We start from the raw sequence: 14991 nt of genomic DNA on the forward strand, positions 1-14991 counted from the left end.
GGATGCTGCTTACTGTGAGTGTCATTTTAATTTTATTAGCCGTCTTACTAACCTTCTGGCAACCCCACGGCCTCAGTTCCGCGGTGATGACCTGCATCAGCGGCGGGCTGATTATTCTCTTCGCCAGCTTCTCTCACCATCCCGGCTGGCAGCTGGTCGCCCACCTCGGTTGGGGTCTGATCACCATCATCGGCGTGGTCGGTCTCTTCAGTTTATTACTGATTCTAAATGCGCCCCACCTAGTCGTTCGCAAAAAGGAACGCCTGACTTACGGGCTCCTAGCTGGCATTTGGCTCTGTCTGATTCTCGGCGTGGGCTGGGGCTTCCGGCTGGCCAGTGGCCACTTTGGTGAAAGCTGGTGGCCGTGGGTGACCTTCATCCCCGCCTTCAGCGCTTACCTGGGCGTGCTCTACGGTGCCAGTCTAGTCGGCAACCTGCGGGCAAACGTTTGGCGGGCCCGGCGAGCGGATACGATTCTGATTCTCGGCGCGGGCCTGCGCAACGGCCATGAAATTGGCCGCGTGTTGGGCAGTCGATTGGATACGGCCCTAGCCCTTGCTAGACGCCAAAAAGGCCCCGTGACCCTCCTAGTTAGCGGAGGCCAGGGACCGGACGAAACAATTTCGGAAGCCGCAGCGATGGCGGCCTATTTAGAGGCCCACGATTGGCCCAGCGACCAGATTGTTCAGGAAACGCGGGCCACGAGTACCTTTACCAATCTGCTTTATAGTCAACGATTATGGACGAAGCTGCCCCAGCAAGGCGGCCGCGTCGTCATCGTGACCAACAACTATCACCTGTTCAGGGCCGAACACCTGGCTAGTCAGCTCGGCATTCGGTGTGGCGGTTACCCGGCCCCGACCCGGTGGGGCTATTTGCCAGCGGCGTGGGCGCGAGAATTTCTGGCGATTATCATGCTGCATCCCCGCCTCCACCGTGGCGTCTTGATTGGCATGGTTGCGGCCAATATTCTGTGGTTCCTAATTTAACGCGGTCACGCTGAGCTGATTGGGCACGTTGTAATACTTGGGCTTGGTCCACGTCAACATTTCCGGCGTCAAGCGCAACTGAACCGTGTCCAAGCGGTTATACGGCTGGAAGTAGTACGTCAGCGATTCGCAAACGGTGGCGGCGCGGTAGACCGAGTACGTCGGCCGATACTTGGAGCTGCGCGGCACGGTCACGCTGTCCAGCAAGTGCCAGGCGCTGATAATGGCCTCGTCCTCGTTGTCCGGCAAATCGGCGCGTTCCTTGTAGTAAGCGGCGCGCACGAAGCGGCCACCCGGTGTGAAGGATCCACTCGGCACGGGCTTACCGGAGAAGCGGCCGGTCGTCACTCGGGGCGCGTTCAATGGGACGGTGCCGGCGTCAAAGTCGTCGGTATAGTTCACGTATTGGCCCAACCGTTCCAGCTGAAGCTCGAAGTCCTTGCTGTTGGTGACGACGCCCAAGGGATTCTCGCGCACCTTCATGGGAAAATGCGTGGGTTCGATGACCACGGTCCGGCCGGTGCGGTCGACCACAGCAAAATGTAATTCGGAGTCGCCAATGTCGTTCACGGCAAAGCGATTCGTCATCAATTGAATCTCGTCGATGTGGGCTTCAATATCGGCGACCGAGGCGTAGTGCCCCAATAAATAAAATGAAAATTCATACGGAGCCAGATGAACCTGGCCCGGCGTTGGCGTTTCCACGAGGTGTGACCCGTTGGCAAACGTCAATTTTTGTACGCTCAAGCCCATTTCATTGACGCCATCGGACACGTCAATTTCATGGTCGTGCGCGCCCCCACCGCCGATCATGGCGTAGCGGTTGGTGTGAACTTCGTTGTCGTATAGGCCCTGCCACTGGAAATTGCGGGGCACGAACAGGGGTTGGACGTATAGGGCGTGCCAATCCATGGTGCGGGCTAGGATGTGGCTGCCGTCTTTCGCAATCTGTAATATGCTGGTACACACAGGTGTCAGCCTCCTTAAAAATTGTCTGGGGTTGGTTTTCCCGGTTTCCGCCTGCGGTAGTCTGGTAGCTCCACCGCCTCCAGCCTGGAAAGCGGTCTTCCGGCTCGCCTTTGAGCCTCGAAGATCACGAGTCTCAAAGACGTCCCGTGGTGTAAGCTGAGAAAAATCACTCAGCTAACGCCACTGTCACAGGGGTTCCGTACCAGTCTACCTCCGGTTCCAACCGGGAAATCCAACTGAAATTTTATCGCGTGCCGATACCTATGAGGTACCGCACGCGTTTTTGCTTTGGTTAATTAATTGTCTAAACTTGTTGCTGTAAAACTCTCAACTGCACGTGCTCACCCGGTCTGGTGGACTTTACGTTGTCCGCTTCATACCCGCAACGACATCTGCTAACTGCCATTAACACCGGCACACAGCCAGTCGGTTTGGCTTGGCCGTTGTCAGCGACCAGAGGCAACCTTGCGGACGCAGCTGTGTCGATGGCGTTGGCCGGCGTTCTTTGCCGGCCTAGGCCATGGGACGACCTTGAAGATGGACTTTTCAGCTTCAAGGCGAGACGGAGGACCGCCCCTCAGGCCGCAGTCGGTCTCCACAGCAGCGGGAGCAAGGATTGCCGCCGGGAGCGACCACCCAACGACCAAGCCAAAAACAAAAATCGGCCACCGCAATTAGCGATGACCGATAGCTTTATGCAGTTATTCTATTTTAAGCGAAATTAATCCCACCATCAACAATAATGGCTTGGCCGGTAATGTAATCGGACTTCTTGTCGGCTAAGAAGGAAACCAGGTTAGCGACATCGGCTGGTTGTTCGCCACGGCCTAAGGCAATGCTATCAATGTTCTTCTGTAAGGTTTCGCCTTCAGGAACGTTGTAGATTTTTGCCATGCGTTGGTCGATTTCATCCCACATTGGGGTGAGCACGATACCAGGGCAGTAAGCGTTGACCGTGATTTGGTCCTTCGCCAATTCCTTGGCAGCGGCTTGCGTCAAGCCACGAACAGCGAATTTCGTTGCGGAGTAAGCACCCAACATTTCAAAGCCTTCATGGCCGGCGATTGAGGAAGCACTGATGATCTTCCCGCCAGTTCCTTGGGCCTTGAATTGTTCAGCAGCGGCTTGAATCCCAAAGAAAGCACCCTTGATGTTCACGTCTAAAATTTGGTCCAAATCTTCTTCAGAGGTTTCAATGACGGGGTCGATCTTGGCAATCCCAGCGTTGTTGACCATCACGTCCAGGTGGCCCATGTCGGCAACGACGTTCTTAACCAGGTCAAACATGGCTTGCTTCTTGGAAACGTCAACGAAGTAGCCCTTGGCACCATTGCCCACTTCAGCGGCAACGGCTTCAGCATGTTCCTTGTTCAAATCAGCCACGGCAACTTGTAAGCCATCGGCAACTAATTGTTTAACGATACCTTCACCAATACCTTGGCCACCACCGGTAACAATCGCAACTCTTGTCATACGCAAAACACTCCTTCTAATCTGATTTTTTCGAAAATAACCAGCGAATCCAGCCCCGCCTCCCGGACGACGTTAAATTAAAGACTAATTGTTTTCCGAACATCTTAATTAAAGCATATAAATGTAAGCGCTTCAATTTATTTCACAAACAAAAGCGGCGGTCTCAGTCACGAATCGACCAACAACCACCGCCATATCAAGCATATCCCCTCATTGATGACAAATAATTGCATGAAGGAATAGCCATTTTTACTTACCAACCACAAACTCACAAGCGTAAATTCTTGCCATCAGTATCTCCATTGAATAGCAAACGTTCAACCGAAATAAACCGACTGCCTCACTAGACATAACCACACAACGGAAAACATAGCAGCAAGCCCTAGCGGCTGTTGACGCCCAGAACCGGAGGTAGAGGGGTACGGAACCCCTGTGTCGGTTTCGTTAGTCGGGGTTCCTTCCCGGCTTACGAAACGGGACGACCTTTGAGACTCGTGCTTTTCGAGGCTCAAAGGCGAGCCGGAAGCCCGCTTCCCAGGCTGCAGGCGTTCCCCACAGGGGTGAAGTACCCCTCTACCGCAGGTGGCGGGCTAAGAAACACCCGCTTAGGCTTGCGAAGCGTCGGTTAGGAAGGACTGGAAGCGCCGATCAATTTCCTTCAACCGCGCCTCACTCCCCAAACTATCCGCCACACTCGCCGTAATTTTCAGATAGGCGAACATGACTTGACTAGGATCTAACCCGGCCTGCGCGGCTAATTCCGTCGCAAACGGGTAACGTTGGTCAGTTAACATTTTTGCAAATGGGCTTTGGTAGGCCCGATGATGCTTAGCCATTGAAGTTCCCTCCCTTATTGGGTGATACAAGTGTTTCTAACCTTACCCCTTTAAGAATTTAAAGCAACTAAAGAGTTTCTTAAACTTTGTTAAATCCGTCTTAAAAAGGCCCGAAGCCCGGTCATTATGGTAAAATTGAGTATGGATTATACCCTGCTTGCACGGCGGGAGATTGGATACATAGAGAGGACTCAGACTACTTATGCAAGAACGGATTAGAAAGCTTCACCACAACCGAATTTTTGCACTCGTATTCTGGTTAATCGTGGTTTTTGCGGCCATTGTCACCTTGCCGAATGTCAATACCATTATTCAATATGATGGTCAACCACAATTGGCGAATACGAGTCAACCCGTTAAAGCAACCCAGATTCAAAATACTTGGGGGCGCAACTTAAACGGGACGTACACCGTCAACGCGGTTTTCAACAACCCGGGCGGCGCGCTCACCAATAAGCAATTAGCAGCGGTCAATAAGACCGTAGCCAATTTGCAAAAACGGTCAAGTTATTATGGGATTCAAAAGATCACCACAATGACCAACACGCCAACCAGCAAACCGCAACTGTATTCCAAGGATAAGTCGACCGAGGTTGTTCAACTCGCGGTCAGCCACAACCAAGGAACAGTTCGTCAAATTACTGGGCAACTCACCAGTCAAATTTCTACGCTCGGCCTCAACACGTATGTGACCAGCCCGGAAATCGTTAGTGACGCCGCGAACGAGCACATTTCGTCCTTCACGTTAATCGTGATTTTAATGACGTTACTGATTGCCTTAGTCGCCATGGGGATTTTATTCGCATCCATCATCGCCCCAATCATTACGTTCCTAGCCATTTTAATCAGTTATATTTCAACGCTTAGTTTGGCGACTAACCTGGCTTATCACTGGAATTTCGCGTACTCCGAGTACACACCGATCTTCCTCTTACTGGGAATCAGCCTCTTCACCTTGCTGACCAGCTTCTGGTTCTTCCGGGAACTGCGCAACCACGTGGATGACGGCATGGAGAGTCAAGAAGCCACTAGCAAAGTCATTCAGGACCTGGGTTACCGGATTCTTATCAGTACCCTGAGCCTGACATTGGCCTTTGGTAGCCTCATGCTCTTTGACTTCTCCACCATTCGGGCGTACGGCCTCCTCGGGATTGGCTTTGCCATCACCGGGATTGCCAGCGTCACCTTGATTCCCGTCTTCGCCGGTATGCTGGGAACCAGCCTCTTCTGGCCAAAGAAGACGCGGCCAAAGCTCAAGGATCACAAGTTATGGCACAGCCTCGCCCGTTTCGGCCTCTGGCAGCCATGGATTGCCATTTTGGTCGTCCTCTACTTGGTCGGTCCATTTGCTTACAGCTACCGCAACCAACTCAACTATGATAATTCAACGGATATTCCAAATAACCAAGCCGTGCAGGGTGCTCGGGTCTTAAGTGCCCACTTTGGTCAAGGGAAAGCAACCCCATTGACCCTCTATGTTCAAACGAACAAACGTCTTGATAACCAAAACCAACTCTTCCAGCTGGATAACTTAACGAAGAAGCTGCGGGCCCAACCGGGTGTCGCCAGCGTCACGTCCGTTACCCAACCAGGTGGTCAACCCATCACGCAGTACTATGCGTCAACCCAACTCAACTCGTTAACCAACGAATTGACCGGCGTGGTTGGTCAACTCGGGACTGTCCGCAACGATTTGAAATCAGACAGTGCCAACCTGAAACAGAAGACGTTGAAGGCTGAAATCAAACGCCTGCAACAACTCTCAACGCAAACCACTAGCTTAGTCAGCGACAGCAGCGCGCTGCAAAGTTCCCTGCAAGCTGCCCAAAGCAAGTCGAGCGCAAGTAGCACCAGCAGCACGTCCAAGAAGGTTACCCGCTACATCAACCAATTGAACGCCGTGAACTCGCAACTGAACTCAGCGATTGCTACCTTAAGCACGCTGTCCAGTGACGTCAGCACCACCAACACGGACGCCAGTGCCGCTCACTCCAACATGAGTAACTACGCCGAAACCATCAAGGCCGTCAACACCAGCCTGAATGATTCGCGTAAGCAAGTCATCACCATGCAGAAGTCCTTAAACAAGATGTACCTGTACCTGAGTGGCCTGCAATCATCCGAAGCAGCCAAGGCCTTGTACCTGTCCCCTACTCAAATCTCTAGTGGTGACTTCCAACAATCCTTGACCAACTTCACCGATGAAAAGGTCAAAGCCACTTACCTGACCATTACCTTGAAAAACGCGCCAAACGCCAACGATACGGCCAAGACGTTGACCCAACTGAAGCAAGTCGCTACCGCCCAATTACGCGGCACGATTATGGAAGGGTCCACGTTGACCTTCGCTGGCCAACCAGCCACGACCGCCACGATTCAAAACCAGTACCAACACGACTTACCACGGGTCTTACTCCTGGTCTTCGGGATTACGTTATTACTCCTGATCATCTTCAGTCGGTCCATCCTGCAAGCCACTTACTGGTTCTTGACCTTCCTGGCCTCGACCGCTGCTAGTTACCAGTTGACCCACCTCTTAATGAAGTGGTTGACTGGCGACGGCGATTTCAACTGGCAAGTGCCACTGTTAGCCTTCGTGCCCGTCACCGTATTGGCCGTCGTTGAATTGACCCAGTTAGCCTTGAGCTACCGGCTAAACGACGCCCCACTGCTTGACTGGTTACTCCCAGGCATTAACGAAGTCGGCCAAACCATGCGCCACTCCCTGTTCATCATCATTGCCGGGGTCTTAGGCCTGTTGGTCGCTGAATCACAAACGTTGACCGCTGTGACCTTGATTACCATCTTAACGGCAATCATCTTCAACCTGACGCTGCCAATCATGGCATCCTCCTTCGGGAAGTTGTCCGTGATTCTCCCAGCACAGAAGCCACACGAGTTCCACGCGCCACACCGCAAGAAGCGGCAAAAGCGGGCGGACCGGCCAATGAAGTCAGCCAAGTCTAGCAAGGCAGATGCCAAGCCAACGACAACGCCTGACGATTCGAAGAAAGATTAATTAGATACATGCAAGCCACCAACCCCAAACAGGTCGGTGGCTTTTTTGGTTGGGCTATCATCATTCGCCTGCGGCTGCCAGAGATTCCGGCGTCTGTGGGGAACGCCTGCGGCCTGAGAAACGGTCCTCCGGCTCGGTTTGAAGCCCGAGAACCCACCGGTCTCCAAACACGTCCCACGCTGTAAGCTGAGAAAACACTCAGCTAACACCGTCGACACAGCTACCTCCATCTCTGTCCTCCTCCGGCTAACGTTGTATCCCAACCAGTACTTAGGTTGTTGATTCCTGCCTATTCTTCCTCTCTGTTCCGTTCGTAGACACTTCCATTAATGATCCATGTCACCACCTAATCTGTGACCAATTTCTAAAGTTAAGTAACTTTATTTGATTTTTGTAACTTCTTCATCTATACTCATCTTACAAAATAAAACAAATAAGGTTGGCAAAAATATGAAATTAACAAACAATACAATTATGATTACTGGTGGGACTTCTGGAATTGGCTTGGCCTTTGCGCTCCGGCTCTTGGACATGGGCAATCGCGTCATCGTTGTCGGGCGGAACCAGGCTAAGATCGATAATGTGCTCTCCCTGCACCCTGGGCTAGAAGCCATTCGGGCCGATATTAGTCAGACAGCTGATGTAACGGCGCTAACGAATCAACTTGAACGGGACTACCCCGATTTGAATCTGATCATCAACTCCGCTGGTATTATGCGGCAGTATGACTTATTTGACCCAGAAATTGCTTTGACCGACCTCACGTCCGAGGTCACGACTAATCTGAACGGGATTATCTATGTAACGAAATCGTTACTCCCCCTGCTCAGTCGGCAACCTGAGGCCATGCTCGTCAACATCAGTTCCCTGCTGTCGCTGGTGTCCGCGGCCGACTCACCCATCTACTCCGCAACCAAGGCGGGGATTCACATGTACACGGACGCCCTGCGCGAACAGGTCAAGGCCAACCACGTCAACATCCACATCGTTGAGCTCCTGCCACCCCTGGTGACGGGCACGAACCTGACCCAGCAATACGACAAGACCTTCCTGGATAAATTTGCCAGCTCCACCACTACACAATTAGTCAACGCGGGCATCAAGGGCATGCAGAAAAACAAACCACAAATCGACGCCGGCTTTACCAAATTCATGCGCGTCTCAATGCACCTGGTCCCCCGGCAAGTGACCCACATCTGGGGCCAACAAACCATGACCGCCTTCTTGAAGAAACACAAACTGCTTCACGCTTAGTATGAAAATAGTCCGCTCGACAACTACCAGAAACAGTTGTCGAACGGACTATTTATTTGTTCAATTTAGTTAACGAACCCACTACCACCAAACTTAAACACCCACCGCAAATCGTGAGCCGGGGGGCAGCTGGGGACAGAGCCACCTGTGTCGATGGTGTTAGACCGGGCGATTTTCCCCGGACTTACAGCATGGGACGTGTTTGGAGACGGTGCCCTTCCCGGCTTCAAACCGAGCTTGCGGACCGCCCCTCAGGCCGCAAGCGTTCCCCACAGGTGGCGGCGTCCCCAGAGGCCGCAGACGTCATGGTTTAGGACGTTTAAGCTTTGGCGGGACGATGGAAGAGACGAACCCCGGTGATGACCGTCGCCACCAAACAAATGGCCAGCGAGACCATGAAGGCGACGCGCATCCCATCGATAAAGATTTCCGGATGGGCTGGCAGGTAGGCCGTGACGTGGTGACCGGCGTAGTGGCCCATCGCTGAGAACAGGACGGTCGTGGCGATGGAGATACCGATGATCATCCCGAGCTCTCTGGCTAAAGCGTTGATGCCCCCGGCGATTCCCAGGTTTTGTACCGGCACAGAACTCATGACGATTGAGTTGTTGGGCGACATGAAAATCCCGTTACCCAGTCCCACCAGACCGATGAAGAACATGAAGATCCACAACGGTGTCCGAAGAGTCGCCAGCATGTACCCGACCTGGCTGATGGAAATCAGAACCAGACCGATAAACGTTAACAGCTCCGGGCCGATTTTATCCGAGACGGCCCCGGCAATCGGCGCGACGACGACCTGCACGATGGGGAACGTCATCAGCGCGTACCCCGCGTAGTTGGCGGCCAATCCCCGGGCATTTTCCAGGTAGAACGGCGAAATCACGTTGAAGAAGAAGTTGGCTACGAAGATGAGGAAGGCACAGAGGATACTGATGCTGAAACGCTTATTGGTAAATAATTTCAAGGCCAGAATCGGGTCGGCTACCCGCAGTTCGAGTCGAACAAAGACCACGATGGCCACGATGGCGACCGCGAACAGGCCGAGAATCAGCGGTTGAGCAAAGCCAATCTCCTGGCCGATAAAGACGCCGGCAAACAGGCTGACCATGATGAAGGCGAATAAGCTTCCCCCCGCCTTATCAATGGGCGTGTGGGTCACGGTCACGTCCTTGGGCAGGATGCGTTGGCCGATGAACCAGGCGATAATGCCGACGGGCACGTTGATCCAGAAGATGTAGCCCCAGTGGAGGTGCGCCAGAATCAGGCCACCGATGCCGGGCCCCGCAATACTGCCCAGCGCGACGAACGAGCCAATCATCCCGAGTGCCCGGCCCCGTTCACTGAACGGGAAGACTTCGGTGATGATGCCGTTGTTGGTCGCCATGGTCATGGCCGCGCCAATCGCTTGAATCGCGCGGGCCACCAGCAGAAAGGTCAGCCCGGCACTGAAGCCACACAACAGTGACCCCAGGATAAACAGGACGGAACCCATTTTAAAAATGCGAATCTTGCCCCGGGTATCGCCGAGCTTGCCAAAGATCAGCAGGAGCGCACAGATGGCAATCAGGTAGATGGACACCACCCACTCCGCCTGGTTCATCGGGATGTGTAGGTCCTTGCTCACGACGGGTAAGGCAATGTTGACGATACTGCCGTCCAGCGTCGACATGAAGGTAAAGAGGCAGACCGCGACGAGAATCCACCAGCGGTGTGCTTGAATCTGCGGGTCGTCCGCAAAGTTTTTCGGTTGCATGTTCATTCTCCCTTATCTAAACGCGCGAGGCGGGCGGTGATCCAGTCGGCCTGGGCCTGGGCGCGTCCTTTTTGTAGCTGATTGACCTGAAGTGCATCGGCCACGTCGGTCGGCACCATTCGCGGTCGTGTCGTCAGGTAGTCGTTCATTTCTCGCAGGTTATCTAATTGAAACTGCGTAAAGCTTTGAAAATCCTGTAACACGGTCCGTTGATCGGTCACACTTAATAAATGTAAAAAATTGCACTTGATTTGAAAGACCAGCTGAGACTGCTTGTTGACGGTCACCGGTGCCAGGATCAATGTTTGAAAATGGCTGCGGCCCTGCGAGGTGAGGGTCGCCACTTTCTTGGGTCGCTGACTGGTTTCCACCGTGGTCAGGGTGATGTCCCCCGCCTGGCTGAGCCGCTCGAGTAAGGGGTACAGGACGCCATAGCTGACGGTCTGTTCCTGCCCCACCACTGACTTGAGCGCCTGACGTAGTTGATACCCCGCCATCTCTTGGTCCATGAGTTGGCCGAGCACAAATAATTCGTACAAAGGGGTCGCTTCCTTTCCGCTGACTAAGTATAGTATATCTGGCAGATACATTCAACGGTGGTTTATGACAAATCTGTCACAAAGCGCTTAACCACCTAAAAAGGCCCAAGGCAATCCGCCCTGGACCTGCTTACTGTTACAAAATTGTGACACCACGCTACTCGGCTTCGGCCCGCGTCATCTGCTGGGCCTCCGCGTTCGGTAAGAGCTTGTAAGTGATGGGCCCATCGCCATCCGGCACTAGAGCCATCAGCGTTTGCTCGGCATCAAAGGCTCCGAGATTAATGGCCAGTTGGTCATCGACCTTGGCGAACCCCTGTAGTCCGCTTGAAATGAAATGGTGAATGTACGCCATTCGGTTTTGGCGGGCATCAGCCTTCTGGGCTGCCGCCGCTAACGTGAACCCCTCGTCCATGAAATACTTAATCAGTGACACCTGAATGAAGGTCTTAAACGTGTAGACCCGGGCCTGCTGGCCATCCGTACGTTCCTGTGAGCTGATCAGTTCCTTCTTCTCCCAGTACCGGAGCTGCCGGGCAGAAACGTCCGTCATTGAAGCCAACTCCCCGATACGGAAAACTAACCGACGAACATCAAAGAAATGCCGGGCTTCGTTCGTAAATTGTGCCATGTGTGCTTCTCCTCCCCTTGACGCTTATGTAAACTAAGTTACCAATTATGTTAGATAATAGCAAATTCCGCACCCCAATTACAACTTTCTGGTTAAAAGTAATGTTTTGTTTAAGACATTTAACAGCCCTGCAACTGGCTTGTTACATGTTTGTCATATTACATTGGTATCCTTGTACTTGTAAAATTCATGAGGGGTGTTTATTAGGATGAAGAAATTTATTAAAACAATTGCAGCAAGCGCATTGGTTTTCGTTGGATTCTTTGCTTTTAACGCCGGTTCTACGACGTCTGCTTCAGCCGCTACTAAGAGCGACTTCACGTCTATCTACAAGGTTGCCAAGGCTCACTTAGGTGCTAGTTACGTTTACGGTGCCACTGGCCCAACTGCCTTTGATTGCTCTGGCTTTACGGGTTACATTTACAAGAAGGGTGCTAGCGTAACATTGCCACGGACTGCACAAGCCCAATACAATGCTTACAAGCACGTCAGCTACAAGAACATCAAGAAGGGTGATTTGGTCTTCTTTGGTGGTAGTGCCTACTCTATCTCCCACGTTGGGATGTACATTGGTAAGGGTAAGATGATCGATGCCCAAAACCGCGGTGTCGTTCGCGAAGCCGTTCATGCTCCATGGTGGCACGCTGTTGGTTACGCTCGGGTAACGACTGCTGATAACAGCAACAACGCTACTTCTAGTGCAACTGATGCTGATTAATTCCTAAAACCTAACGTTCAGTACTCTCCTCATGAATTCAACTGAACGAATTAAATTCGACACGTTACGCGTTGGCAATTGGCCGGCGGTAACGTGTTTTTTGTTTTTAAGTTGCCCCGTGTTGCTTGCTTTTCCTTCATTAAATAGGCATAACACTTACGAGATGATATCAGCCATTCGGGGTGAATCATCTTGATTTACTCCCGGCTCATGCTCTCATCCATTTGGGATGAAGCATGGGCCATTTTTCTTTATTAACAGCTTTCCCCCTACTCTATAGTAGAAATTGAATCCCTCAACACGCACTGCCAACCTATATGCCCTTTCCACCTCCCTAAATTCCTCGGCCTTCACGTCAAAACACGTGAGGGCTAATTTTTACCCCTAGATAAGTGAACCACGACTCTCTTCCCCTTTCAACTGCCCCCTTGGCATCAGACAAAGGTATCCTCCGGAAAAAAGAAGAAGCAGCAAATTAGCTACTAATTCATATCTGGAGGTCTTACGAATGTCAGACTTAACAAAGCAACACCTAACAACCGTTCCATTAGACTTGATTAACATCAAACTTTCCACCGGTGCCCTAACTTGGGGAGGTGGCTACCTTGACTGAGTCCAAGACGATTCGTGCCATTCATCCCGTCGAAGCCATCGCCGCGCATGCCCGGGTCAAGGTCACCCGCATGCAGCAGATCACCGAGATTCAGTACAGCCAGCACCGCAATACCTGTGCGACCATTCGCCGGCTGAACAAGACCAAGTACGTGGTGCTCAGTACCGGTGAACTCAAAGCGTACGTGCGTAACGACAACCGCGCCCAGAATCTGGCGTCACTCAAGGCCAGTCTCAAACGCCTGCGTCGCCTCATCAACAACAATTTCTCCGGCGAACCAGACGAATTCTTCGTGACCCTGACGTACGCAGCGGACGTGACCGACCCCAAGCAGATTAGCCAGGACTTCGACCGCTTTATCAAGCGTCTCCGCCGGCGGTTTGCGACCTTCGATTACATCAAGATTGCGGAACCCCAGGGACGCCTGAAGTCAGGCCGGGCTGTCTGGCATTACCATTGCCTGTTCAAGGGTATCCCCTACCTCGACCCCACTGACCTGGCCGAACTCTGGGGTCACGGCTACGTTAAGAGCAAGGCGCTCCAGGACGTGGACGACATTGGCCGTTACCTCACCAGTTACCTGACGGATATCCCACTGAAAGACCTCAGTCGTGTCGCCGACTTTACTGGCAACCTCCCCATCGTGACTAAGACTGTGAACGGTCACGACAAACAACTGGTCAAGCGGGGCCGGCTTCAGTACTACCCGTCTGGCATGAATTTTTACAGCTCATCCCGCGGAATCAAGGCCCCGACCAGTCAGTACATGGCCTACGATGAGGCTAAGAAAACGCCCCTAGGCAAGCTGACCAGTGCCAGCGAGGTCGTCATCGAATCCGGTGATTTCCATAACAAAGTCATTACGGAGGAGTACAACGCCCGGCGCCACTAAGCGCCGGTCCACTAGCAGATTGTCAGAACCCTTGACAGTCTGTTTTTGCGTTAGGTTGCCCCAACTGGCAGATCAGCAAGGCCCTTGAACTGGTGAGTCGAATTAACGTCAGCTACTGAATTATGCGAAAAGTTCGTGACGGCGGAAATCTTGGTTACCGTGAACCGCTTAGGGAGGGTATCTGTGATGTAAGCCCCCTTCTTCGCTGAGACCGTGGCGTTAACGTTGTAAACCATGGTATCGTCCTTATCTTTCAACGTGTTGGCCGTAGAGGTCTTGCCGTTGTAGATAATGGACTTGGAGATGGTAGATTTTGGCTTTGGAAAAGACTTCGCACCTGTGAAAACATACTCGTTATTTCCAGAGCCATGCCCCTTGATAGTTAGGTCAATCGTTTTTGCGCCATCGGCCTTGTATTCGACAATTGCCCCAGAGTAATGAATATCTGGGTTAAGGTCTCGACTACCTACATCGGCCCAAATAGTATGAAGGTGGTTAGGATAATCAGTACCCTTCTTTTCTGGTACTACCATACCATAGCCACCATTGGGTCTTTTTGCCAATGGATCCCAGCCTTTACCCCCAATTTTACTGGTAGAGGGCTGAAGATTACTAGGAAATGCTAACCCGTTTTTAACCTGAAATAAATCATTCTCTGCTTTATCGGTATCAATCCAAGAATACCGCGGATGAGTATCTGTCCAAGGGTGCCAAGAAGATGGATGCGTATTAGATTTGATAGATTGGTCAAACGAAGTTGCCAAAATTGGCTTAGAATCTGTGTTACCCAGTTTAGCTGGTTCCAAATCAGTATAAGCTAAACCAATAACATCATTGTCCCACTTAACTACCCCGCCAGAATGGTAATGGAATGAAATTTCAACATTAGCAGTTTCACTACCACCGCTAAACATGTTAAAAGACACCCCATGCTCAGATTTATACCCCATGCCAGAAGAACCACTATGACTTTTTACTTTTACCCACATGTCAATTTGTTTCTTAGTTCCAGGGTATACACCTAGCTTTTCGTATTTAATTGTCATCCCATTTTTAGGTACCCAGGCGTGCATGCCATCTTTACCCCAAGAAGCTGAACCTAAAGAAGCACCTTGACCAGATACGCTGTAAGAAGACTTAACTCCATCGTTCCAATGCGGAGACCATGTAGTATCACCAGCTGCTTGCCACGTAGCTGCATGAGCAATGGTAGAAGAAGTGTTTAGAGTTACCCCTAATGTTGTTAATGCCATAAATGATAGCAAAGAATATTTGAAACTCTTAGATATTTTCATGTTAAGG

Annotated in this window: 12 protein-coding genes; 5 read left to right on the plus strand and 7 right to left on the minus strand. The window is 51.8% G+C overall.

Annotation, left to right across the window (positions count from 1 at the left end):
- Positions 1–2: 2 nt before the first annotated feature.
- A complete protein-coding gene (locus JUF22_RS02470; protein WP_203642955.1) occupies positions 3–989 on the plus strand; it encodes a YdcF family protein in 987 nt (328 codons plus the stop codon).
- Here the strand turns inward: JUF22_RS02470 and JUF22_RS02475 are convergent.
- From JUF22_RS02475 to JUF22_RS02485, 3 genes are all read right to left on the minus strand, one after another.
- The gene (locus JUF22_RS02475; protein ID WP_203637532.1) at positions 981–1958 is read right to left on the minus strand and encodes a linear amide C-N hydrolase; all 978 of its coding nucleotides are present in this window, start codon (positions 1956–1958) and stop codon (positions 981–983) included. The two genes, JUF22_RS02470 and JUF22_RS02475, sit on opposite strands and share 9 nt — an antisense overlap.
- Before the next feature lie 711 nt (positions 1959–2669).
- Positions 2670–3431, minus strand: a complete 762-nt coding sequence (locus tag JUF22_RS02480) for an acetoin reductase (RefSeq protein WP_125765910.1) — start codon at positions 3429–3431, stop codon at positions 2670–2672.
- A 605-nt stretch (positions 3432–4036) separates the two neighbouring features.
- The gene (locus tag JUF22_RS02485; protein ID WP_203642956.1) at positions 4037–4267 is read right to left on the minus strand and encodes a hypothetical protein; all 231 of its coding nucleotides are present in this window, start codon (positions 4265–4267) and stop codon (positions 4037–4039) included.
- A gap of 202 nt (positions 4268–4469) precedes the next feature.
- Between JUF22_RS02485 and JUF22_RS02490 the strand changes: the two genes are divergently transcribed.
- Complete coding sequence (locus JUF22_RS02490) at positions 4470–7286, plus strand: MMPL family transporter (protein ID WP_203642957.1); 2817 nt, start codon at positions 4470–4472, stop codon at positions 7284–7286.
- A gap of 450 nt (positions 7287–7736) precedes the next feature.
- Positions 7737–8540 carry an SDR family oxidoreductase gene (locus JUF22_RS02495; protein WP_203642958.1) on the plus strand — a complete coding sequence of 268 codons (804 nt, stop codon included), beginning with the start codon at positions 7737–7739 and terminating at the stop codon, positions 8538–8540.
- 319 nt (positions 8541–8859) lie between these two features.
- On the opposite strand, the gene JUF22_RS02500 is transcribed toward JUF22_RS02495, so the two are convergent.
- From JUF22_RS02500 to JUF22_RS02510, 3 genes are all read right to left on the minus strand, one after another.
- A complete protein-coding gene (locus JUF22_RS02500; RefSeq protein WP_203642959.1) occupies positions 8860–10296 on the minus strand; it encodes an MFS transporter in 1437 nt (478 codons plus the stop codon).
- A 2-nt stretch (positions 10297–10298) separates the two neighbouring features.
- Positions 10299–10835, minus strand: coding sequence for a PadR family transcriptional regulator (locus tag JUF22_RS02505; RefSeq protein WP_203642960.1), 537 nt, complete (start codon positions 10833–10835; stop codon positions 10299–10301).
- A 157-nt stretch (positions 10836–10992) separates the two neighbouring features.
- Complete coding sequence (locus JUF22_RS02510) at positions 10993–11466, minus strand: MerR family transcriptional regulator (RefSeq protein WP_203642961.1); 474 nt, start codon at positions 11464–11466, stop codon at positions 10993–10995.
- A 208-nt stretch (positions 11467–11674) separates the two neighbouring features.
- On the opposite strand from JUF22_RS02510, the gene JUF22_RS02515 reads away from it, so the two are divergent.
- Together JUF22_RS02515 and JUF22_RS02520 are read left to right on the plus strand one after the other, a co-directional pair.
- Positions 11675–12184, plus strand: a complete 510-nt coding sequence (locus JUF22_RS02515) for a C40 family peptidase (RefSeq protein WP_203639983.1) — start codon at positions 11675–11677, stop codon at positions 12182–12184.
- A 605-nt stretch (positions 12185–12789) separates the two neighbouring features.
- Positions 12790–13689, plus strand: coding sequence for a rolling circle replication-associated protein (locus JUF22_RS02520; RefSeq protein ID WP_203642963.1), 900 nt, complete (start codon positions 12790–12792; stop codon positions 13687–13689).
- Between the two features lie 50 nt (positions 13690–13739).
- Here JUF22_RS02520 and JUF22_RS02525 read toward each other — a convergent pair whose 3' ends face one another.
- On the minus strand, positions 13740–14984 hold the full coding sequence (locus JUF22_RS02525; protein ID WP_203642965.1) for a hypothetical protein: 1245 nt from the start codon (positions 14982–14984) through the stop codon (positions 13740–13742).
- Between the last annotated feature and the right edge of the window lie 7 nt (positions 14985–14991).

The sequence above is a fragment of the Levilactobacillus lanxiensis genome (assembly GCF_016861655.1).
Lineage (GTDB): Bacteria > Bacillota > Bacilli > Lactobacillales > Lactobacillaceae > Levilactobacillus > Levilactobacillus lanxiensis.

Coding starts and splice junctions, on each gene's coding strand:
- JUF22_RS02470 (WP_203642955.1), top strand. CDS start 3: ATGCTGCTTACTGTGAGTGTCATTTTAATTTTATTAGCCGTCTTACTA.
- JUF22_RS02480 (WP_125765910.1), bottom strand. CDS start 3,431: ATGACAAGAGTTGCGATTGTTACCGGTGGTGGCCAAGGTATTGGTGAA.
- JUF22_RS02485 (WP_203642956.1), bottom strand. CDS start 4,267: ATGGCTAAGCATCATCGGGCCTACCAAAGCCCATTTGCAAAAATGTTA.
- JUF22_RS02490 (WP_203642957.1), top strand. CDS start 4,470: ATGCAAGAACGGATTAGAAAGCTTCACCACAACCGAATTTTTGCACTC.
- JUF22_RS02495 (WP_203642958.1), top strand. CDS start 7,737: ATGAAATTAACAAACAATACAATTATGATTACTGGTGGGACTTCTGGA.
- JUF22_RS02500 (WP_203642959.1), bottom strand. CDS start 10,296: ATGCAACCGAAAAACTTTGCGGACGACCCGCAGATTCAAGCACACCGC.
- JUF22_RS02510 (WP_203642961.1), bottom strand. CDS start 11,466: ATGGCACAATTTACGAACGAAGCCCGGCATTTCTTTGATGTTCGTCGG.
- JUF22_RS02515 (WP_203639983.1), top strand. CDS start 11,675: ATGAAGAAATTTATTAAAACAATTGCAGCAAGCGCATTGGTTTTCGTT.
- JUF22_RS02525 (WP_203642965.1), bottom strand. CDS start 14,984: ATGAAAATATCTAAGAGTTTCAAATATTCTTTGCTATCATTTATGGCA.